Origin of the sequence: Pseudoduganella sp. R-43 (genome assembly GCF_049913255.1) — a bacterium.
In the GTDB taxonomy this organism is placed as follows: Bacteria; Pseudomonadota; Gammaproteobacteria; order Burkholderiales; family Burkholderiaceae_D; genus Rugamonas.
In genome coordinates this window covers 2917127-2938739 of the sequence record NZ_CP183988.1, presented here as the reverse complement: position 1 = coordinate 2938739, position 21613 = coordinate 2917127, and the positions used below count along the sequence as shown (strand labels likewise).

Annotated in this window: 19 protein-coding genes and 4 tRNA genes; 13 read left to right on the top strand and 10 right to left on the bottom strand. The window is 62.2% G+C overall.

All coding sequences use genetic code 11. The features are described 5' to 3' along the window. Positions 1 to 5: 5 nt before the first annotated feature. From ACN9M3_RS13540 to rnr, 4 genes are all read right to left on the bottom strand, one after another. Positions 6 to 680 (bottom strand): YceH family protein, encoded by a 675-nt coding sequence (locus tag ACN9M3_RS13540; RefSeq protein WP_426323040.1) that lies wholly within the window; start codon positions 678 to 680, stop codon positions 6 to 8. Positions 681 to 689: 9 nt separating this feature from the next. Continuing rightward, on the bottom strand, positions 690 to 1430 hold the full coding sequence (gene cysE / locus ACN9M3_RS13535; RefSeq protein ID WP_426171441.1) for a serine O-acetyltransferase: 741 nt from the start codon (positions 1428 to 1430) through the stop codon (positions 690 to 692). Between the two features lie 171 nt (positions 1431 to 1601). Then, positions 1602 to 2333: a 23S rRNA (guanosine(2251)-2'-O)-methyltransferase RlmB gene (gene rlmB / locus ACN9M3_RS13530; RefSeq protein WP_207232908.1), complete on the bottom strand. Its 732-nt coding sequence runs from the start codon at positions 2331 to 2333 to the stop codon at positions 1602 to 1604. Between the two features lie 60 nt (positions 2334 to 2393). Then, positions 2394 to 4955 (bottom strand): ribonuclease R, encoded by a 2562-nt coding sequence (rnr, locus tag ACN9M3_RS13525; protein ID WP_426323038.1) that lies wholly within the window; start codon positions 4953 to 4955, stop codon positions 2394 to 2396. A 213-nt stretch (positions 4956 to 5168) separates the two neighbouring features. On the opposite strand from rnr, the gene ACN9M3_RS13520 reads away from it, so the two are divergent. The 5 genes from ACN9M3_RS13520 to ACN9M3_RS13500 all read left to right on the top strand — a co-directional run bounded on the left by ACN9M3_RS13520 (position 5169) and on the right by ACN9M3_RS13500 (position 7173). Next, positions 5169 to 5253 (top strand) — tRNA-Leu (locus tag ACN9M3_RS13520). Positions 5254 to 5415: 162 nt separating this feature from the next. Next, positions 5416 to 6486, top strand: a complete 1071-nt coding sequence (locus ACN9M3_RS13515; protein ID WP_426171438.1) for an NF038122 family metalloprotease — start codon at positions 5416 to 5418, stop codon at positions 6484 to 6486. A gap of 64 nt (positions 6487 to 6550) precedes the next feature. Next, positions 6551 to 6635, top strand: a tRNA-Leu gene (locus tag ACN9M3_RS13510). Between the two features lie 335 nt (positions 6636 to 6970). Next, positions 6971 to 7055 (top strand) — tRNA-Leu (locus tag ACN9M3_RS13505). 33 nt (positions 7056 to 7088) lie between these two features. After that, positions 7089 to 7173 (top strand) — tRNA-Leu (locus tag ACN9M3_RS13500). Positions 7174 to 7245: 72 nt separating this feature from the next. On the opposite strand, the gene ACN9M3_RS13495 is transcribed toward ACN9M3_RS13500, so the two are convergent. After that, positions 7246 to 8097, bottom strand: coding sequence for an NAD(P)H-binding protein (locus ACN9M3_RS13495; protein WP_426323036.1), 852 nt, complete (start codon positions 8095 to 8097; stop codon positions 7246 to 7248). Positions 8098 to 8179: 82 nt separating this feature from the next. On the opposite strand from ACN9M3_RS13495, the gene ACN9M3_RS13490 reads away from it, so the two are divergent. From ACN9M3_RS13490 to ACN9M3_RS13465, 6 genes are all read left to right on the top strand, one after another. Next, positions 8180 to 8587 (top strand): winged helix-turn-helix transcriptional regulator, encoded by a 408-nt coding sequence (locus ACN9M3_RS13490; RefSeq protein WP_426171434.1) that lies wholly within the window; start codon positions 8180 to 8182, stop codon positions 8585 to 8587. A gap of 12 nt (positions 8588 to 8599) precedes the next feature. Continuing rightward, the gene (locus ACN9M3_RS13485) at positions 8600 to 10735 is read left to right on the top strand and encodes an ATP-binding protein (protein ID WP_426323034.1); all 2136 of its coding nucleotides are present in this window, start codon (positions 8600 to 8602) and stop codon (positions 10733 to 10735) included. Beyond that, positions 10732 to 10932, top strand: a complete 201-nt coding sequence (locus ACN9M3_RS13480) for a hypothetical protein (RefSeq protein ID WP_426171431.1) — start codon at positions 10732 to 10734, stop codon at positions 10930 to 10932. The genes ACN9M3_RS13485 and ACN9M3_RS13480 overlap by 4 nt, the downstream gene beginning before the upstream one ends. Positions 10933 to 10981: 49 nt before the next feature. Continuing rightward, positions 10982 to 11515, top strand: a complete 534-nt coding sequence (locus tag ACN9M3_RS13475; RefSeq protein ID WP_426171429.1) for a phasin family protein — start codon at positions 10982 to 10984, stop codon at positions 11513 to 11515. A gap of 61 nt (positions 11516 to 11576) precedes the next feature. Beyond that, positions 11577 to 13217: a VRR-NUC domain-containing protein gene (locus tag ACN9M3_RS13470; RefSeq protein ID WP_426171427.1), complete on the top strand. Its 1641-nt coding sequence runs from the start codon at positions 11577 to 11579 to the stop codon at positions 13215 to 13217. Further along, complete coding sequence (locus ACN9M3_RS13465; protein ID WP_426171425.1) at positions 13214 to 15487, top strand: helicase C-terminal domain-containing protein; 2274 nt, start codon at positions 13214 to 13216, stop codon at positions 15485 to 15487. Before ACN9M3_RS13470 ends, ACN9M3_RS13465 begins: the two co-directional genes overlap by 4 nt. Here ACN9M3_RS13465 and ACN9M3_RS13460 read toward each other — a convergent pair. Next, entirely contained in the window at positions 15484 to 15975 is a 492-nt protein-coding gene (locus ACN9M3_RS13460) for a DUF4124 domain-containing protein (protein WP_426171423.1), read from the bottom strand. The two genes, ACN9M3_RS13465 and ACN9M3_RS13460, sit on opposite strands and share 4 nt — an antisense overlap. A gap of 48 nt (positions 15976 to 16023) precedes the next feature. Next, complete coding sequence (locus ACN9M3_RS13455; RefSeq protein ID WP_426323030.1) at positions 16024 to 16923, bottom strand: hypothetical protein; 900 nt, start codon at positions 16921 to 16923, stop codon at positions 16024 to 16026. A gap of 46 nt (positions 16924 to 16969) precedes the next feature. On the opposite strand from ACN9M3_RS13455, the gene ACN9M3_RS13450 reads away from it, so the two are divergent. Further along, positions 16970 to 17434, top strand: coding sequence for a hypothetical protein (locus tag ACN9M3_RS13450; protein WP_426171420.1), 465 nt, complete (start codon positions 16970 to 16972; stop codon positions 17432 to 17434). Positions 17435 to 17474: 40 nt separating this feature from the next. On the opposite strand, the gene ACN9M3_RS13445 is transcribed toward ACN9M3_RS13450, so the two are convergent. The 3 genes from ACN9M3_RS13445 to ACN9M3_RS13435 all read right to left on the bottom strand — a co-directional run bounded on the left by ACN9M3_RS13445 (position 17475) and on the right by ACN9M3_RS13435 (position 19315). Next, entirely contained in the window at positions 17475 to 18197 is a 723-nt protein-coding gene (locus ACN9M3_RS13445) for an immunity protein Imm33 domain-containing protein (RefSeq protein WP_426323028.1), read from the bottom strand. 55 nt (positions 18198 to 18252) lie between these two features. Next, positions 18253 to 18684 (bottom strand): hypothetical protein, encoded by a 432-nt coding sequence (locus tag ACN9M3_RS13440; protein WP_426323026.1) that lies wholly within the window; start codon positions 18682 to 18684, stop codon positions 18253 to 18255. Positions 18685 to 18748: 64 nt separating this feature from the next. Then, complete coding sequence (locus ACN9M3_RS13435; protein ID WP_426323024.1) at positions 18749 to 19315, bottom strand: dihydrofolate reductase family protein; 567 nt, start codon at positions 19313 to 19315, stop codon at positions 18749 to 18751. Positions 19316 to 19474: 159 nt separating this feature from the next. On the opposite strand from ACN9M3_RS13435, the gene ACN9M3_RS13430 reads away from it, so the two are divergent. After that, the gene (locus ACN9M3_RS13430; protein ID WP_426171413.1) at positions 19475 to 21613 is read left to right on the top strand and encodes a type VI secretion system Vgr family protein; all 2139 of its coding nucleotides are present in this window, start codon (positions 19475 to 19477) and stop codon (positions 21611 to 21613) included.

Here is a 21613-nt window from a genome sequence, read left to right as displayed (position 1 = left end):
TACTGCTACTCGATTACAGCCCTCAATTCGGCGACTTGCGCTGCCAGGGCCGCCACCTCTTCACGCAGCGCGGCCACTTCCTGTTCCAGTTGCGTCACGCGGTCGGCACGGCTGCCGCCGCCCTCGCCTGCACTACTGGCGCTGCCGCCGTAGGCGCCTGCCGTGGCATCGCGCGCCAGTGCTTCTTCGCCTCCCAGAAGTTGGCCGTAACGCGGTTCGCGCGAACCAGGCGCCAACGGCAGTTTCTGCACCAGCGGTGGATACTTATCAATCAGGAATTGCAGGCCTGTTTCAACTTCGGCCACTGATTTGAATTCGTGTAGGCGGCCGGTGCGGGTGCGGATCTCGCCGGCCGTTTGCGGGCCGCGCAGCATCAGGATGGTCAGGATTGCCAGCTTGTCCTGCTCCAGCGTCCACTTCATGCGCATGCGATGCTCGTACTTGACCACGCGCGCGCCGGACTGGCTGACGGTGCCCACCAGCTTGCGCTCGCCCAGGCGGGCCAGCACGTCGGCTACGGTTTCTTCGCTGATCTGCATGACCGGCTCGCGGCTGGACAGTTGGTTGCAGCCGTTGGTCAGTGCATTCAGCGATAGCGGATAGTTATCCGGCGTCAGGCCTTCTTTTTCGGCCAGTACCGCGAGTACGCGGACTTCAAACGGGTCCAGAATGTCGTCCATGGTTTTTCCTTATTCGACCAGTTTGTTGAGTTCTTCCTGATCCAGCTTGTCGCAAGGCTTGAGGTCTGGACAGGTCAAGCCCGCCGCCTTCATGGCTGCCGACAGGCGTTCAATCTGTTCTTCCTGCGCCACCGCGTGGGTGATCAGGCTATGCAAGGCCTTCGACAGCGGGTCGTCGCCGTTGGCGGTCACGCCGTATGCGGAGAAGAAGCGCGAGGATGGCGATGGCGCGTGCTCTTTCTGTACCAGGTGGGCAGGGTTGCCGACGGCGGTGGCGCCGGCCGGTACTGGTTTCAGCACGACGGCGTTGGAGCCGACCTTGGCGTATTCGCCCACCGTGAAGCCGCCCAGGATCTTCGCGCCGGCGCCGATGATGACGCCGCGTTCCAGCGTGGGGTGGCGCTTGGCGCCGGCATGCAGCGAGGTGCCGCCGAGCGTAACACCCTGGTAGATGGTGCAGTCGTCGCCGACTTCCGCGGTTTCGCCGATCACTACGCCGAAGCCGTGGTCGATGAAGACGCGGCGGCCAATGGTGGCGCCGGGGTGGATTTCAATGCCGGTGATGATGCGGGCCAGGTAGGAGATGAAGCGGCCTGGCCATTTCAGGCCGTGGGTCCAGCACCAGTGCGCCCAGCGGTGCATGACGATGGCTTGCAGGCCGGGGTAACAGGTCAGCACCTCCCAGCCATTGCGAGCTGCGGGGTCGCGCTCGATGATGCTGCGGATGTCGTCGCGGAGGTGGTCAAACATGGTGGTGCTTTGGGATGCTGTTGTTCAGGCAAATATCATAGCGCATATGCCTGTGGTTTGCTGGCCGTCAAACCGGTACCCCAGTGTCTGACCCGCAGGGTCAGACACTGATACGCGGCGGCCGCAGGCCATGGTGCCTGACCCTGCGGGGCAGGCAACGGTTTACCGGTTTCAGGCTTCGCGCGCGATACGCTGGCGGCGCGCTTCGTACAGGCAGACGCCGGAGGCGACCGATACGTTCAGCGACTCAACCGAGCCAAACATCGGAATCGACACCAGCACATCGCAGGTCTCGCGCGTCAGGCGGCGCATGCCCTCGCCTTCCGAACCCATCACGATCGCGGTCGGGCCGGTGTAATCGCCTTCGTACAAGGTCTTGTCGCCGTCGTCGGAGGTGCCGATCAGCCAGATGTCGCGTTCCTTCAGCTCGCGCAGGGTGCGCGCCAGGTTGGTCACTGTAATGAACGGCACCGATTCCGCCGCGCCCGAAGCCACCTTGGCCGCAGTCGCATTCAGGCCAACCGAGCGGTCCTTCGGTGCGATCACCGCATGCGCACCGGCGCCATCGGCCACACGCAGGCAGGCGCCCAGGTTGTGCGGATCGGTAATACCGTCCAGCACCAGCAGCAGCGGCGGGCCTTCCACCGCATCCAGCAGTTCGTCCAGGTTGCGCGCCAGCGCCAGCTGCGAGGCAAACGCGATCACGCCCTGGTGGCGACGGGTGCCGACGATCTTGTCGAGGCGCTCGGATTCTACAGGCATCACGCGCACGCCGGCCGCTTTCGCGTGGGCGATCAGGTCTTTCATGCGGCGGTCGTCGCGGGCCTGGTCAAAGAAGATCTCTTCAACGCTGGATGCTTCGTGGCGCAGGCGCGAGGTAACGGCGTGGAAGCCGAAAATCATTTTGTTCTTGGACATCGTAGTTCTCAAAATAAGTTCGGCGCCGAAGCGCCGGACGGGTGCTTATCGTTTTTTCTTGGGCTTTGCAGCCTTGGTCACGCGCTTGGCGGTGGTTTTCGGCTTGGCCTTTGGCTTCGGCTTGGCTGCCTTGCGCGCAGCTGGAGCCGGGGGGGCATAAGCAGAAGATGCCGCGCCACGCTTGGCCGGTGCCCGGCCAGGAGTGCGGGTCGGCGCTTCGTCGCGCGTCGAGATCGACGGCGCAGTGCGGGCGGCCTTGCGCTTGCGCGCTACCGCTGGATTCTCGTCTTCATCATCGAAGCTGTCGAAATCGCCGAGCGAGCCAACCAGGCCGCCGCCCTTGCGGGAGCCCTTCTTGCCTTGCGGCGGCAGGGTCGAGATTTCGCTGTCGGCCAGGCGCAGGTCGATCTTGCGCGACTCGAGGTCGACGCGGACAACCTGCACGTTCACGCGGCCAGTCAGTTGGTAACGCTTGCCGGTGCGCTCGCCGCGCAGCTCGTGGCGCGCATCGTCGTATTCGAAGAAGTCCGCGCCGAGGTCGGTGATGTGCACCAGGCCTTCCACGAACAGCTGGTCCAGTTGCACGAAGATGCCGAAGTTGGTCACGCCTGTGATGATTCCGCTGAACTCTTCGCCCAGCTTGTCCTGCATGAAGTAGCACTTGAGCCAGGCCTCCACATCGCGCGAAGCTTCGTCGGCGCGGCGCTCGTTGGCCGAGCAGTGCACGCCCAGCGCGTCCCAGATGGTCTGGTCGCCCTTGGATTTCGGCTCCTTGCCTTCCTGCTTGTCTTTCAGGGCCTGTCGGCGCTGGGCATTCGAGATCGTGGTGTTCAGCACCGACTTGTCGGCCAGCTTCGGCTCGTACTTCTTGCCCGCCAAAATCGCCTTGATGGCGCGGTGGGTCAGCAAATCCGGATAGCGGCGGATCGGGCTGGTGAAGTGGGCATAGGCCTCATACGCCAGGCCGAAGTGGCCGATATTATCCGGGCTGTAGACCGCCTGCTGCATGGAGCGCAGCAGCATGGTTTGCAGCAGCTGTGCATCCGGGCGCTCCTTGATCTTCTTCATCAAATCGGCGTAGTCGCGCGCTACCGGTGTATCGCCGCCGCCCAGCGACAGGCCAAGCTGCTTCAGGAAGTCGCGGACCTGGGTCAGTTTTTCCTTGGTCGGCCCGGCGTGGATACGGTAGGTGCCTGGGTGCTTGTGGCGCAACAGCAGGTCCGCCGCGCACACGTTCGCCGCCAGCATGCACTCTTCGATCAGCTTGTGCGCATCGTTGCGGGTGCGCGGGATGATCTTCTCGATCTTGCCGGCAGGGTTGCAGACGATGTAGGTCTCGGTGGTTTCGAAATCGATCGCACCGCGTTCCTGGCGCGACTTCTGCAGCGCGTGGTAGACGTCGTACAGGTTCTGCAGGTGCGGCACGATTTCCGCGCGGCGCGCCGCTTCCGGGCCCTTGGTGTTGCCGAGGATGGCCGCCACTTCGGTATAGGTGAGGCGCGCGGCCGAGTGGATCACGGCCGGGTAGAACTGGTAGGCCTTGAGTTCACCTTGTGCGGTGATCACGGCGTCGCACACCAGGGTCAGACGGTCGACGCGCGGGTTCAGCGAACACAGGCCGTTGGACAGCTTCTCCGGCAGCATCGGGATCACGCGGCGCGGGAAATAAACCGAGGTCGAACGCTCGATGGCGTCGCCATCCAGGCCGTCGTTCGGCTTCACGTAATGCGACACGTCGGCGATCGCCACGATCAGGCGGAAGGCCGTGCTGCGGCCGACTTTCACCGGCTCGCAATACACGGCATCGTCGAAGTCGCGAGCATCTTCGCCATCGATGGTCACCAGCGGCACGTCGCGCAGGTCGACACGCTCGCCCCAATCGGCTTCATGCACCACGTCCGGCAGCTTGGAAGCCTGCTTCAGCGCGGCGTCCGAGAAAATGTGCGGCACGCCGAACTTGCGTACGGCGATTTCGATTTCCATGCCAGGGTCATCCATGTCGCCCAGCACTTCGACGATCTTGCCCGACGGCTGCTTGAAGCGGCCCGGCTGCTCGGTCAGCTCCACGCTGACGATCTGGCCCGACTTGGCCTTGCCGACGGCGCCCTGCACCAGGATGTCCTGGCTGATGCGCTTGTCTTCCGGCGCCACGACCCACACGCCGTTTTCCTTCAGCAGGCGGCCGATGATGTGGGTGGTGCCGCGCTGTACCACTTCGACAATAGTGCCTTCCGGACGGCCACGGCGGTCGTAGCCGATGATGCGGCCCAGTACCTTGTCGCCGTGCAGCACCTTCTGCATCTCGCGCTCGGCCAGGAACAGGTCTTCGCCCGGTTCGTCAGGAATCAGGAAGCCGTAGCCGTCGCGGTGGCTGGACACGCGGCCGGCAATGAATTCGGAATGGTCCGCCAGCACATAGAAGCCACTGGTATCGGAACGGATCTGGCCGTCGCGCTCCATCGCATTCAGGCGGCGCGTCAGGACGGCTTGGGAATCGGCTTTGACTTTGAGCGACAGCGCCAACGTGCGCAGGTCGAGCGGCGCTTTGGCGCTGCGGAAGATGCCGAGAATCTCTTCGCGGCTAGGAATGGTATGAGTGGAGTTCAAAAGTTCTTCAGTAATCTTATTATTGGTGGTTAGTGTAACAGGAAGGACCGTGCACAAAAATCTTTCGCAGGCCCTTTGACATCGGCAGAGTTTCCTCTATAATTCTGGCTCTCGCAGCGATGCGGGAATGGCGAGTCGATGTGCAGCGTGGAATGAAAGTTCATCTGGCGCAAAACTCTCCAAAGCAGTATGATAGCAGATGTTGTTGCTAATGCCCACGTGGCGGAATTGGTAGACGCGCATGGTTCAGGTCCATGTGCCGCGAGGTGTGGGGGTTCGAGTCCCTCCGTGGGCACCAAAAATTCCGCAGAGAAGCCGCTGATTTCAGCGGCTTTTTTGTTTTCCGGCGTCGAGTTTCTTGACGCTCCCGCCTTCCCGGCTGTCGCGCGCCACGCGCTAGCGGCGGCGCGCATACTTCTTGCGGCATCCTCCCTACCCCACCAATCCGTAGGAGACCGCCATGAAAACATTGCTCGCCAGCCTTTTGCTGGCTGCCAGCACCGCATCTGCAGCCCCGGTTTTCAACTTCAACTACGTCGCCGGCACCTCGCTCCAGGCGCAGCAGGGATTCCAGGCCGCGGCCGCGCGCTGGTCAAATTTGCTCAATGATAATGTGACGATAAATTTGACGGTCGGCTTTAACTCCCTCGGCGGCGGCATTCTTGGACAGGCAGCCTCTGCCGAAGACTTCCACACCTATGCCTCAGTTCGCAATGCGCTGGCGGCCGACGCCACCTCCGCCGCTGATGCCACGGCAGTGGCCCACCTCCCAGGCGGCTCAAGCTTCGGCATGCTGATCAACCGCACCGCCAACAATCCCAACGGCTCCGGCAGCGCCCTGCCCTATGTCGACAATGACGGCGACGCCAACAACCAGATCCTTTCCATCACCAATGCCGAAGCCAAAGCCATCGGTTTGGCCGTCACGCCGCAAACCCTGTCCGGCTGCATCGGCAACTGCGATGGCTTCATCCAGTTCAACAGCGATTTCAATTTCGACTTCAATCCGAATAACGGCACGGACGCCAACGCCTTCGACTTTGTCGGCGTTGCCGCGCACGAGATCGGCCACGTGCTGGGCTTTATCAGCGGCGTCGACATCCTGGACGGCAATTCACCACCCTACAACGGCCCGTTCAACGACAACCTGTTCACCTACGTCTCCGCGCTCGACCTGTTCCGCTACTCCGCCATGAGCGCAGCGCATGGTGTGATCGACTGGACCGCCGACAACCGCAGCAAATACTTCTCGCTCGACGGCACGACAGTAGGGCCGCAGTTCTCCACTGGCGACAACTTTGGCGACGGCCGCCAGGCCAGCCACTGGAAGGACAACCTGTTCATCGGCCTGATGGACCCGACCGCCGGCCTCGGCGAAACGCTGCAGATTACCGGCAATGACGTGCTGGCCATGGACGCCATCGGCTGGAACGTGGCCGCGATTCCCGAGCCGTCGGGCTGGGCCATGCTGGGCGCCGGACTGATGCTGCTCGCGGTGCGCCAGCGTGGCCGCTCCAACAAGCTTTCATAAATGTCTTGACGGGCGTGGATCCGGCCTTTACTATGCGTGCCTCGTTGCAGAACAACGCGACAATGCCCACGTGGCGGAATTGGTAGACGCGCATGGTTCAGGTCCATGTGCCGCGAGGTGTGGGGGTTCGAGTCCCTCCGTGGGCACCAAAAATTCCGCAGAAAAGCCGCTGAAAAGCGGCTTTTTTGTTTCCGCCAAATTCGGGGTCAGGTCTGTCATTTGGACACAGAGACCAGGCATTTGATCTTCATCAAATCATATCTGCAAGTTTCTGCAGTCGAATAATCTACCCGCAGCATGACTTTTCCGCCACTTCTTGAGACATGTCAAAGGTGCGCCACGGCTGTCCAAATGACAGACCTGACCCCGAATTGGAAAAAGTTGCACGAAATTATTAATTAAGGCTTGACCGATTCGGTCTCGACCATTAATATGCGTGCCTCTGTTGCACACAACACCGCAACAGAGAGTTGAAGAAGTTAGCGCCCACGTGGCGGAATTGGTAGACGCGCATGGTTCAGGTCCATGTGCCGCGAGGTGTGGGGGTTCGAGTCCCTCCGTGGGCACCAAACGCTACCTTCTGAGACAAATGCAGTACCAGTGCCCACGTGGCGGAATTGGTAGACGCGCATGGTTCAGGTCCATGTGCCGCGAGGTGTGGGGGTTCGAGTCCCTCCGTGGGCACCAAGAATTCCGCAAAAAAGCCCTTCTGCACTGAGCGCGATCTAGAGCGCGTTCAGGCTGAAGGGCTTTTTTCATTTACGCGTTCAGCGCCGCTTCCACTGCTTGCGACAGGCTGCGGGTTGGGCGGCCGATCAGCTTCTCCAGCGCTTTCCCGTCATCGCACAAACCGCCGCGTGCCGAGCCGGCATCCGAATCGGCCAGCAATTCAGGCCAAGGTGCAGGTACGCCGACGCCAGCCAGCACGTTGGCAAATTCCGCCGGCGGGACATCGCGGTACACGGCAGCCTTGCCGGACTGGCGCGCTGCCTCTGCGGCCAGTTCCGCCAGCGTGAACGAGGTGCTGCCGGCCAGTTCATACACCGGCTGCGGGGCTTCCGTCGTCAGCACAGCCACCGCGGCAGCCGCATAGTCGGCGCGCGCGGCTGCCGAAATGCGGCCCTCGCCTGCGCTCCCTACCAGCTCGCCCCATTGGACGGCGCCCTGGATCCGGCTATTGAAATTCTCGACGTACCAGCCATTGCGCAAGAAAGAATACGCCAGGCCGCTAGCGCGGATCGCTGCTTCCGTGGCGACGTGCTCCTCGGTCAGGCGCAGCGGCGAGCTGTCTGCGTGCAGGATGCTGGTGTAAGCCAGCAGTTTCACGCCAGCACGTTTTGCCGCGTCGATGACAGCGCGGTGCTGCGCCGTGCGCTTGCCCACTTCGTTGGCCGAAACCAGCAGCACGCGATCCGCGCCAGCCAGGGCAACATCCAGGCTGGCCGGATCTTCATAGTCCGCACGGCGCACCTGCACGCCGCGCGCCGCCAGGTGCGCCACCTTGGCCGGATCACGCACAGCCGCCACGATTTGCGCTGCCGGCACTTTCTCCAGCAAACCTTCCACCACCAATTGCCCCAATGCGCCCGAGGCGCCAGTTACGACGATCATGTTTTTCTCCTTGGTTGAAAACGATGTAGGGCTATAATAGGCTCAACACTAACTTTTCGTAAGTACGTACTTTTTGGTAAGTATGGAAAAAACTTCAAAATCCTTGCGGGCTTCGCTGTCCCGCCGCTCGGCAAGACCGGGCAATGTGCTGGCGCCAGCGTGTCCGTCACGGGCGGTATTGAGCCACGTCACCAGCCGCTGGGGCGTCCTGGTGCTGGTGGTACTCCTGGGCGGCATGCACCGCTTCAGCCAGTTGCGCAAGGAAGTAGGCGGCGTCAGCGAGAAAATGCTGGCCCAAACCCTGGTTGCGCTCGAGGGTGACGGCTTCGTGCTGCGCACTGCCCTGCCGGTGATTCCGCCCCATGTCGAGTACAGCCTGACGCCGCTGGGCCGCGAAGTCGCTGAGCGGCTGGAAGTCCTGGTCGACTGGATTGAGGACAACCTGCCACGCATCCTCGTTCCGCAGGTCGAGGCCGAGTCCAGCTTGTAATACACTGGCGGCGTGGAACCGAACAAAACCGTCCTCGTGGCAACCGGCGCCAGTCTCGACGTGGCGGCGCTGGAGCTGGCGCTCGCCCGGCACGACTACCGCGTCGAATCGGTCACCAGCGGCCAGCACGCCCTGGAAGTGGCTTCCGCCGGAGGCGTGGTGCTGGTGCTGCTGGATACCGCGCTGGCCGGCGGCGCCGCGCTGGAATTGACCGGCCGGCTGACCCAGGCTGACGCCAACCGCCGCATTCCGGTGCTGCTCATGTCGCATCGCCCGTCGAACGACGAAAAGGAGCGCGCCGCCCGCGCCGGCGCCGACGGCTACTTCACCCTGCCCCTGGCCACCACCAGCGTGGTTGACCATGTGCTGTTCGCGCTGCAGGGCCAGCGCATCGGCGGCTTCGACCTCGAAGTGAACTACCATATGATGGCGGCCGCCTCGCCGGATGCAGTGGTGCTGATCGACATGGACAGCGGCCGCCCGGTCGACCTGAATCATCGCGCCGAACAACTGCTTGGCCGCAGCGCACTGGAACTGCTGACCGCCCCGTTTTCCGCCTTCTGCGACCCGCTGGAAATGAACGCGATGATGCAAAGCGTGCTGGCCGGCGAGCTGCGCGTGCACCGCATCACCTTCCGCCACAGCAGCGGGCGCGCGGTCGAATGCAACGCGCGGGGCGTGCGGATCGCCAAGCCGGGCCGGCGCCTGTTCCACATCCGCCTGGTGGACGTCACCGGCACGCAGCGCGCAGACGAACTGCGCATCGGCCAGGAACAGCTGCTGGAGATGATGGCGCGCGGCGTGCCGCTGCAAGACACGCTGCACAAGCTGGTGCAGCTGGTCGAGTCGCAATCGCCGGGCGTGCTGTGCTCCGTCATGCTGCTCGACGAAGACGGCGTGCACATGCGCTGCGCCTGCTGTCCCAGCCTGCCCGCCTCGTATGCCGCCCTGCTGGAAGGCATGGCAATCGGCCCCGGCGTGGGTTCCTGCGGGACTGCCATGCACCGCCGCGAGGCCGTGGTAGTGTCGGACATCGAACACGACCCGCTATGGGCGCCATACCTGGATCTGATCCGGGACTACGGCCTGCGCGCCTGCTGGTCCATGCCGATCATGCAGGACGAGAACACCGTGCTGGGCTCTTTTGCCATGTACTACCGCACCGTGCGCCATCCGGACGCGGAAGAACAGCGCCTGATCGGCGTCGCCAGCCACCTGGCCAGCATCGCCATCGAGCGCGCGCGCCGCGAGGCGGAACTGGCACGCCACCGCAGCCACCTGGAAGAACTGGTGGAAGCCCGCACCGCCGAACTGACACGCGCCAAGCAGCATGCGGAGCTGACCAGCGAAGAACTGCAAGCTGCGCTGGAAAACCTCAGCATGACGCAGGATGAACTGGTACGGCGTGACAAGCTGGCCGCCCTCGGCTCGCTGGTGGCGGGCGTGGCGCATGAACTGAACACACCGATCGGCAACAGCCTGATCACCGCCTCCACGCTGGCCGACCTCACGGCAGCCTTGAGCAGCCAGGTCGACGCCGGCATTCGCCGCTCGGAACTGGACGCCTACCTGGAGCGCGCACGCGAGGCGGGCGACATTATCCAGCGCAACCTGCAGCGCGCCGCCAACCTGGTGGGCAGCTTCAAGCAGATCGCCGTCGAAACCACCGACGCCCAGCGCCGCCATTTCTTCCTCGACCAGCTGCTGCAGGAAATGCTCGCGCCCCTGTGGGCCAGCCTACCGCAACCGCGCCCCCACCTGGTGCTGGACGTGGTGCCCGGCCTGCAGCTGGACAGCTATCCGATTCCGCTGGCCCAGGCCATCGGGCACCTGGTCGACAACTGCATCGTGCACGCCTTTGGCGCCCCGGCAAGCGGCGAGCCAACAGTCACCATTACCGGCAGCGCCGAGGGCTGCGACGTGCTGCTGTCGGTAGCTGACAACGGCGTCGGCATTGCGCCCGATCACCTGCACCGCGTATTCGATCCCTTCTACACCACGCGGCTTGGCGCCGGGCAGTCGGGCCTGGGGCTGTACATCACGCACAATATCGTGACCGGCGTCCTGGCGGGCCATATCGACGTGGCCAGCACGCCCGGCCAGGGCGCCACCTTCACCATGCGCCTTCCGGCGACTGCTCCGCTATGAAACGACACCTCGCCATCCTCTTGATCGCCGTCACCGCAGCCGGCATCGCCAGCGCCCGCCCGGCCTGGTGGTACCTGTACCAAAGCCGGATCGACGGCCAGCGCGCCTGCTCGCAGACCCCGCTGGGCGAAGGCTGGGTGCAAATGGCCGGGCCGTTTAAAGATGCCCATTGCGAAAAGTTGGTGCGTAATAAATAATGAAGTCAAAGCAAGAAGCAACGCCATCCCACCTCGACAAGGAGACCGTATGTTTCAAAATCCCGAGCAGTTCGCCAACGCCACCAAGACGCTGTTTGAGTTCCAGCTGGAGACCTTCAACACCCTGACCAACCGCGCCATGCAAGGGGTGGAACAGGCGGTGGCGCTGAACATCGCCACGGCGAAAAAAGCACTGGATGACCAGATCGAGGCGGGCCGCAAAGTCAATGCCTCGGCCACGCCCCAGGAAGCGCTGGATGTGATCAACGCCCGCCTGCAGCCCGGCATGGCCGCCACCAACGCCTATAACCAGCAACTGGGCGCCCTGCTGACCGAAATGTCGAACGACTTCCACAAGGCGGCCGATGCCCACCTGGCCGAGGCCAAATCCAACCTGAGCGCCCTGATTTACGACGTGACCAAGAACGTGCGCCCCGGCTCGGACAACGCGGTGGAGATTGTCAAAAACGCCATTGAAAACGCCTTCAAAGGCTATGAACAGGTGACGCAGGCCACGCGCGACGCCGTCACCGCCTTTGAGCAGCAGGTCGAGAAAGCCAACGCGGCCAGCAAGAAGGGCTGACAATCCAGGCTGCGGCGCGTTATACTGTATATAAATACAGTTTTCGCGTCGCCTCGCCTGCATGAACCCAGTCCTTGAAAATCCGTTCTACTACCTGGAAAACTTCCACCAGGTCCTGCATTGGATTGGCGAGCGCTATAGCGACCTGTTGACGGACGAGGAAGCGCAGTTCCTCGCCAGCTTCCCCACCGTGCCCCAGCCATCGCGCGCCCTGTTCGTGCGCATGGTGATGCGCAAGGGGGAACTGTTCCGCGCCTCCAGGCTGAACTACCCCGAGATTGGCTGTTCCATCGCCGCCGCCGGCCCACTGGTCGAGCAAGGCTGGGTGGTGCAAGACCCCGAGCTGACGCTGGACGAGCTGTTCGACTTGTTGCAAAAGCCCGAGATCACCCGTGTGTTCGCCCTCAGCGGCGCCGAACGCAGCGCACGCAAGGCCGACCAATTGGCCGCCCTGCGCGAGCGCCACGAAGGCAGCCACCGCTTCACGTCCTGGTATGCCGACGCCGGTGACCAGGTCTATCACATTGTGTCGAAGCCCCTGTGCGACCGCCTGCGCCTGATCTTCTTCGGTAACTTCCACCAGGACTGGTCGGAATTCGTATTGTCCAACCTGGGCATCTACCGCTACGAAAAAGTCGAATTCTCGCCCGCCGCACGCGGTTTCCGTTCGCGCCGCGACATCGACGACTACCTCGCCCTGCACGCCTGCCGCGAGCGATTCGCGGCAGGCGAAGACCCGCTGCAGTTGGCGCGCGAGCTGCCGGCGCCGGCCGATGACAACGAATGGCTGCATAGCCGCCGCCAGAAAATGCTGTTCCAGTTCGGCCAGCAGCTGGAAAAACTGGGCAATTGGGCTGCCGCCTTCGAACTGTACGAACAATGCGCCTATCCCGGCGCCCGCGCGCGCGCCATCCGCGTGCTGGAGAAAGACGAGCGTATCGGGTTGGCCTACGAATGGCTGCAGCGCGCACAAGCCGCGCCCGAAAGCGAAGCCGAACGCCAGCAGCTGCTGCGCATGGCGCCGCGGCTGCGCCGCAAGCTTGGCCACATGCGCGAGCCGGCGCACAAGCTGACGCCGGTCGAACGCATCGACCTGGTGCTGCCGATGCCGGCCGAGGATTGGTGGGTGGAAGGCGTGGTGCGCGACCACCTGTGGCGGGACGAAGCGCCCTGCTTCTACGTGGAGAACGCGCTGGCCAACTCCTTGTTTGGGCTGCTGTGCTGGGACGCGGTATTCGCCGCCATTCCCGGCGCCTTCTTCCACCCCTTCCACCACGGCCCGGCGGATTTGCACAGTGCCGACTTCCAGCGCCGCCGCGCCGCCCTGTTCCAGGCCTGCTTCGCGCGGCTGGAAGACGGCAGCTACCGCGACGCGATCTGCCTCAACTTCGCCGCCAAGGCCGGGCTGCAATCGCCCTTCGTCTACTGGGACGCGATCGATGAGGAACTGCTCGGCCTCGCGCTGGACTGCATCCCCGCCGCGCATTTGAAGCTGTGGTTCGAGCGCATCCTGCTCGACATTAAGGCCAACCGCAGCGGTTTTCCCGACCTGATCCGCTTCTGGCCTGCGGAACAACGCTACCAGATGGTGGAAGTCAAAGGCCCGGGCGACCGCCTGCAGGACAACCAGCTGCGCTGGATCGACTATTGCGCCGAGCATGGCATGCCGGTGTCCGTGTGCTACCTGGCGTGGCAAGAATGAGCTACACCATTGCCGTTCGCGCACTGTGCGAGTTCACCGCCAAGCAAGGCGACCTTGACCTGCGCTTCACCCCAACGCCGACCGCACAGGAAGGCATCGAAGGCCACGCCATCGTCGCGAGCCGCCGTGGCGAAGACTACGAACGCGAGCTCGGCTTGTCCGGCGACTTCGGCCCGCTGCACGTGCGCGGCCGTGCCGACGGCTACGACCCGCGCCAGAACCAGCTCGAAGAAATCAAGACTTACCGCGGCGACCTGTCGCGCCAGCCCGCCAACCACCGCCTCCTGCACTGGGCCCAGCTCAAGGTGTACGGCCACCTGCTGTGCGCCGCGCGTAATCTGCCAGCCTTGCGCCTGGCGCTGGTTTACTTCGACATTGGCACGCAAAAAGAAACCGTATTGACCGAAGAGGCGGACGCCCCCACCCTGCGCGTCTTCTTCGAAGAGCAATGCGGCCGCTTCGTCGCCTGGGCCGAACAGGAACTGGCGCACCGCATTGCGCGCGACGAGCAATTGCGCGCGCTGCGCTTCCCGCATGCCGACTTCCGTCCTGGCCAGCGCCAGCTTGCGGAAGCGATGTTCAAGGCCAGCGCGCGCGGCTGCTCGCTGCTGGCGCAGGCCCCGACCGGCATCGGCAAAAGCATCGGCAGCATTTTCCCGATGCTGAAAGCCAGCGCCGAGCATGGCCTGGACAAGGTGTTCTTCCTCGCCGCGAAAACCAGCGGCCGCAGCATGGCGCTTGGCGCCGTCGAAACCATCAAGCGCAGCGCGCCTTTGCTGCCGCTGCGCGCACTCGAGCTGGCGGCCAAGACCACAGCCTGCGAGAACCCGGACAAAGCCTGCCACGGCGAATCCTGCCCGCTGGCGCAAGGCTTCTATGACCGCCTGCCGGCCGCCCGGGAAGCTGCCTTGCAGCAGCCCATGCTGGACCGCGCCTCGGTGCGCGAAGTGGCCCTGGCCCATCAGGTCTGCCCCTACTACCTGCAATCGGAACTGGTGCGCTGGGCCGACGTGGTGGTGGGCGACTACAACTACTACTTCGACATCAGCGCCATGCTGTACAGCCTGACGCAGATGAACGGCTGGAAGGTCGGCGTGCTGGCAGATGAAGCCCACAATATGGTCTCGCGCGCCCGCAAGATGTACTCCGCCGAAATGGACCACGTGCGCCTGCGCGTGCTGCGCAAGACCGCGCCCGAAGCCCTGCGCAAGCCACTCGACCGCGTACATCGCCAATGGAGCGCCCTGGAAAAAGCGCAGGAAGCCGAATATGCCAGCCATGCCGAGCTGCCGGAAAAGTTCATGGCCGCGCTGCAAACAGCCTGCACCGAGATCGGCGACTACATGGCCGAGCACCCCGCCTGGTTCGACGCCGACGTGCTGGACTTCTATTTCAACGCCCTGCTGTTCGGGCGCCTGGCGGAAAACTTCGGCGAGCACTCGCTGTTCGACATTGAAAAATCCGACGTGGGCCGTGGCGCGGCGGCTGGACGCGCAAACTCGGTGCTTTGCGTCCGCAACATCCTGCCCGCGCCCTTCCTCAAGCAACGCTTCGAGGCCGCGCATGTGGTGGCCCTGTTTTCCGCCACGCTCAGTCCGTGGAACTACTACGCCGACACGCTCGGCATGCCGGCCGACACGGCGTGGATCGATGTTGCCTCGCCCTTCGACGCGCAGCAGCTGCAGGTACATATCGCCAGCCACATCTCCACCCGCTACCAGCACCGCGAGCGCTCGCTGGCGCCAATCGCCGCGCTGATGGGCGAGCAGTACCAGCGCCAGCCCGGCAACTACCTGGCTTTCTTCAGCAGTTTCGATTACATGGAAAAAGTGGCCCAGCTTTTCGCCGCCCGCCACCCGAACGTGCCGCTATGGCGCCAGGAGCGCCGCATGGATGAAACCGCGCGCGACGCCTTCCTTGCCCGCTTCAGGGAAGACGGCGAAGGCATCGGCTTCGCCGTGCTGGGCGGCTCTTTTGGTGAAGGCATCGACCTGCCTGGCGACCGCCTGATCGGCGCCTTCATCGCCACGCTCGGCCTGCCGCAGATCAATCCGGTCAACGAACAAATCAAGGCCCGCATGGAAACTGCATTTGGGGCCGGCTATGACTATACCTATCTCTACCCCGGCCTGCAGAAAGTGGTGCAGGCCGCCGGCCGCGTGATTCGCACCACCAGCGACCGCGGCACCGTGCACCTGATCGACGACCGCTTCGGCCGCCCTGAAGTCCAGGCCCTGCTGCCCGCCTGGTGGCAACTCGGCGCGTCCTAGCGCGTACGCTGGCCCGAGCCACACAGTAAAGCGTGATTCTCCTTGCGCTGGCGCACGATGGCCTGGCGCTCTTCTTCACTGACACTGACCGATCCGTTCGAATTGCCGAAGGCCAGCTTGGGGACCTTCTCGGAAAATTCGATCTGCTGTGCATCGCGCTTGCAGACTTCATCGTCAGTCATCGGCTTGTTGCTGCGGTGCTGGCTGGGGTTATAAGGCGCCTTCCCTGCGGTGCGCGCCGCAGTGTCGGCTGCCTCCTGATTCGCAGCCTCACGCTGGATACGACGTTCGCGCGATTCCAGTTCCTGCCTTTGCCAGTCGCCGGCAGGCGCCGCAGCCGGCTTCGCCACAGGGCGCTGCACTGCAATCTCTTTGCTCTTGACGCCGTCCTGCGGACGGTCGGAATAATGGACTTTGCCGTCGGCATCGGTCCACTTATAGAGTTGTGCGTGCGCCGGCAAGGCGGCCAGGGCGAGGATCAGTAGCAAGAAGATTTTCATAACGCGAAGTATATGAAAAACAGTTCCTGCCGTGTCTCACACATTGTCACCGCCTCGAATGTTCAGCTCCGCGCTCATTCTCACGCTCTTGGTCGTCACCTCATCAAACAGGCGACTGGTGATGGAATAAAGTGGAACAAAAAACATCGCCGGCGTAATGCACGTGACCGACGTCTGGAAGCACTCGGGGAACATCGCCCGGTTGTCCGGAATTTCCCTCAACATGTCTTCGTACGACAGCCATTTGACCGCGCCGCCGGTGGACCTGGTAATCACGTGCCCCATGTAGAAGGCCAGCAGGTACAGGAAATTCTGGTTGGCGTGCTTGTCCAGGAACGAGTCGAAGTCCGGCTTGAACTTGATGCGGATCTGGTCCAGCAAATGGTCGACGCGGTCCAGGCTCTCCAGGCTGCCATCCAGGTTCGACTGGCCCAGCGCAGTACTGAACGAGAGCCCGCCCGGGATTTCAGCCTTCGTGAAGAATGCGTTCAGGTACATCTGGGCTTGGTCATTCATGTCCATCTTTGCTGGCGGGGCGAATGACTGGAACAGCACCGAAACGCTGTCGTAGTAGCCCAGCACAGAATCGCCCCCTTCCCGCCCATTCTTAAGATGCTTGTGCACTTTATTGAACGGGAACGTCCCATTCGTTTCGTCAAACGCAATCGCATGGGTGCCGTCAAGTTCTACCCACTGGCCGCCAACGTTCCGTGTGATGCACTCGCCCAGATAGGAGCCGTAGACGCTGACGACACGATCGACATAGCTCTTGTCCCCTTGCTCGTGTTGCCGCTGCAGGAAATCGTCGAGCCAGGTCACGCCCTCCATGCTGTAGCCGGCCTTCTTGCCAAGCGCCTTATTGATGACCGATTCCACGAACTCGGCGTTATAGCGAATATCCTCCAGGCTGTCCTGGTCCAACGGGCCCATCTTCATTGAATCTGCCTTAAAATTGCTTACTTACAAATTTTATCACGACACAATGAACTACCTGAAAGCACTCATCGGCACGCTGGTCGCGTTTGCCATCATTGGCGCGGCACATGCCAAGGGGCCAAGCGACAGGCAACAAATCCTGGACGCCATCCGGCCGCTGGCTGCTGAAGAACTCAACCAACCTGTCAGGATCAAGGTCAACACCTTAAATATCGACTCCGGCTGGGCCGTCCTGGTTGGAAACCTGGTGGGACCGCCTGGCAAGTACATCGATTGGGACAAGAGCGTCACCTGCCGGGCGGATCTCGACCGTATGTTGTGGGTTGTGCTGAGAAAGAAGAACGATGGCTGGCACGTCAAGCATCTGGACCCTTGCGCCTCTGAGCCACCCTACTGGTACATGGAACAATACGGCGGCTTCGTCTGGCCTTGCGGCGTTTATCGGGGACTCGTGGTATCCGGCACCGAAACGCTGGAAACCCAATGCCGCCGTGAACGCGGGACAAGGTAGGCCAGAGCCGAGGAGACCAGCGTCCCCGGCAACGGATTCGTTATTGCTTTGAGCGCATGTCGAGATAGCTGCCCTTGCGCGGTTCGACTGGAGTGCCGTCTTTGAATATTTCAAACTTCTTGCGGCCTGAAACGACGACCGAGAATTGCTCCGGGAGTGCCAGGAAATCCATGATGTCCGGCCGCTTGAGCATCGCCTCGTAGACGGACATCACCTCTAGATCGTCCTTCGACTTGCTCTTGGTTTCCAATTCCGTCAGGACCCAGCCGGTGACGCCGTCCTGCTTCTTTGCCCGGATCATGATGATCGAAGGCGATTGCAATGCTCCCGGGGTCACCATCAGGGGATGATGAAATGGCGCGAACCGGATCGCCTTCGTAGCGCCCAGGCTATCGGCTGCATAGCGCTGCCGCCGCACGATCTTGAGCGTCCTGGTAACGCTTGGCACGAACTTGAACGGGATCGTTTTCATGTCAGGCTCCAGGACCCGAAGCTTGCCATCCTCCGCAGCTTCAAGCTTCAAGGGCACAGGGCCGACGAGCAGTGTTTCGCCGGCCTTGAACTTCTCGCCAGCTGCGACCATCTCTTCCAAGGTCTCACGGAACCACTGCGCGTCCTTTTCGCCTAATGATCCATCGTCCACGGAGAAGACAAATTCAGGCTGGCCGTACTTTGTGCACTGGGTCGTCGAATAGTCTTGAGCGGCGGCAGCGCTCCCGATGAAGGCCGCGATGAAAATAAAGCGTAAAAGATTCTTCAGCATTTGGGTGGTGGTTTGAAGGGAAAACGAGCCGCGTCGACGAGCGAATTCGAGTCAATCACGACTCGCAGTGGTAGTGGAAATAGTACGCATGCTCACGCCCCCGCACCAACAAGACCTGACCGAAGCAGTATTCACATCCATCTTCAAGCACAAATCCTTCAGTAACGTTGGCCGGCTCCGGCAGATCCATCGACTTCTTTGCTCGCGCGAGGCCAGTCGCGATCGTCCCCAGAATACGTTGCAGTACCGATGGCCCGACCGCTCTTATCCTACCGGCGCCATGATCAAGATTTCTGTCCTGGGACATGCTCCATGACCAAAATGGATCAGGCTCCACATGTTCAGGCCAGGCGGCTTTCCTCATATGCACCAGACCATAAGGAACGGAAAAGCCAGATACATCAGCCTCAACGAGCTCTGAGCATGCCAGGAAGCCTTCGGGAACTGGCTCCAAAGAATCGAAGAGAATGCGATCGGTTCGGATCACGTTGGCGGTCGCAGAGGGCCAGCCTATGCGTTTGGTTAATTAGCAATCCACGCAGTTTACCGCATCACGACGAAAGCTGCGCGCGTCGATAGTGCATGGCGATTGCACCGTTGCGCAAGGGCTCCGCTGAAATCAACTCAAGCCGCCGCGTGCTGGGCAGCCCGCCTTGGTACAGGGTCGGGCCGTGGCCGGCGATCCTGGGATGGACGAGGAATTTGTATTCATCGATCAGGTCCAGCCGATCCAATTCGGTCGCGAGCTTGCCGCTGCCAAGGAGTACTCCGCCCGGGGTCCCGTCTTTGAGCTTCTGAACACCTGCACGCAGGTCGCCCGGAATATGGTGGCTATTGGTCCAAGGGTAATCCCTGCGCGTCGACGACACCACGTATTTCGGCTTGGCCTCCAGCTTGACCGCCCACTCGCGCATCGCCGGTGCCGCCTCCACGTCGCCGCCGGCGACCGCTGGCCAATAGCTCTCCATCATCTCGTAGGTGACGCGGCCCCAGAGCATCGCTCCGGCCTCATCCATGAGCCGCGTGAAGAAGGCGTGTGTCTCATCGTCGGCGATGCCTTCCTGATGGTCGATGCAGCCGTCAAGCGTGACGTTGATACTGAAGGTCAAGAGCCCCATGGCGCCCTCCTCTCATCAAAACACTAACAATCAAATCGCTACTTTCGAAATGGGCGTACGTCCAATCTCTACAAGGCGCACACCGTTGAATTGAAACTGATCCATGCATTTCCGGTCTATGTTAAATTCTGCGCCAATGATATCAAATCGATAACTAGCATGACTTACCTCAATGCCGCCGTTCCAGAGGCCCTGCTCGGCACGGCCCAAACCAACCGGCTGTTACGCCTTTCCTTCCCGCATGAGGATGGTCCGCGCGCGCTCATGCTGGCCAACCGGCTGGATGCCGAGGAAGGCTTGTCGCGCGACTTCCGCTTCACCGTAGAAGTGCTGTCGAACGACGCCAGCATACCCCTCACGGACGTACAAGGACGCATGGTAACCATATCGCTGGTGCGCGAAGACGGCAGCCTGCGCTACTTCAACGGCTACGTATTCGAATTCCAGTTCGTGAAGACCGACGGCGGCCACGCTTTCTACCGCATGCAATTGGCGCCATGGATATCCTACCTGCGGCTCCGGCGCGACTATTACCTTTTCCACAGCAAGACGGTCCAGCAACAGACCACCGACATCTTCAATGATTACCCGGTCGCGGACTGGCAAGCGCGCATCCATGGCGAAGACGCCGGGATGACCGATGCCTGCCAGGCAGCGGAAAGCGATTACAACTACCTTCACCGCCGCTGGGAAGAACGCGGTTGGCACTACTGGTATGAGCACCGTGCAGACGGCCATACCCTGGTGCTGGCCGACGACACGACCCGCGCCGACGCCATCGATGGCGAATCGCCAGAGATTCCTTTCCAGCGCGAAGCCGGGGCGCAGGAAGACGACGCCATCGGCGACTGGTCGCCAGTGCGACGCATCGTGCCCGGCAAAGTCGCGCTGGCCAGCTTCGACTTCAAGAACCCCCGCCCTGAGATGACCAACCTGCCCGTGCTCAACGACCAAGGCAAGGTGCACCAGGTCGAAACTTACGACTACACGGGCGCGTATGGATTCATGGCCGGCGACGACGGCGACGCACAAGCCCGCAGGCGCACCGAAGAAATCGAAGCCGGTGCCAAGCATTTCGAAGCCGGCGGCAACGACCGCACTGCGCAACCCGGCCGCTGGTTCCGCCTGACCGGGCACTTCGACAGCCAGGACAGCGAGTTCATGATCCTGGAAGTGCGGCACAGTGCCAGCAATAACTACCAGACCGGCGCCCTCGCCCCAGCGCACTACAGCAACTCGCTGACCTGCATCGGCAGGAACGTTCCATGGCGCCCGGGACGCGGCTTCAACAGCGAAGCTCCCAAGCTCTATGGCCTGCAGACAGCTACCGTGGTTGGCCCGGCCGGCGACGAAATCCATACCGACGAGTATGGCCGCGTGCGCGTGCAGTTCCATTGGGACCGAGTGGGCCAGTATGACGAAAAGAGTTCCGCCTGGGTGCGGGTCGCCACTGCATGGTCCGGCCCGAATTTCGGCATGACGTCGATCCCGCGCATTGGTACCGAGGTGATCGTCCAGTTCCTCGATGGGAACCCCGACCGTCCCCTGATTACAGGCATGGTGCCCAACGCGCAAACCATGCCGCCGTGGACACTGCCGGACAACAAGACGCAAAGCGGCATCCTGTCGCGCTCCACGCCGGGCGGTGGCTACGACAATGCGAACGCGATCCGCTTCGAGGACAAGAAAGGCGCCGAACAGCTTTGGCTGCACGCCGAAAAGGACCAGTTGACCGAAGTCGAACACGATGAGGACAAGTGGGTCGGCAACGACCGCCGCAAAACCATCGACCACGACGAGACCAGCCACATCAAGCACGACCGCACGGAAACCGTTGACAACAACGAAACCATCACCGTGCACAACGACCGCAAGGAACGCGTCGATCATAACGAAACAATCAGCATCGGCGACAACCGTACCGAGGACGTTGGAAAGAACGAGACCATCGACATCGGCGGCACGCGCAATGTCACCATCGGCCACATGAAAATTGAAACCGTGGGATTGGCAAAGATCGTCACCATCGGCGGCGCATACCAGACTTCGGTCGGAGCGGCCATGAACACCACCGTGGCCCTGATGCAGGCCGAGGAAGTGGGCTTGTCGAAAACGGTGATGGTCGGCCAGAAGATCTCCTACACCGCAGGCGACGAGTTCCGTATTGAGGTTGGCGCCAGCACCTTCGTCATGAAAAAGGACGGTCGCATCGAGATTTCGGGCAAGGAAATCATCATTCGCGGCTCGAAGAAAGTCGAATTGCATGGCGACGACGTCGACACCAATCCGGTAGGTTGA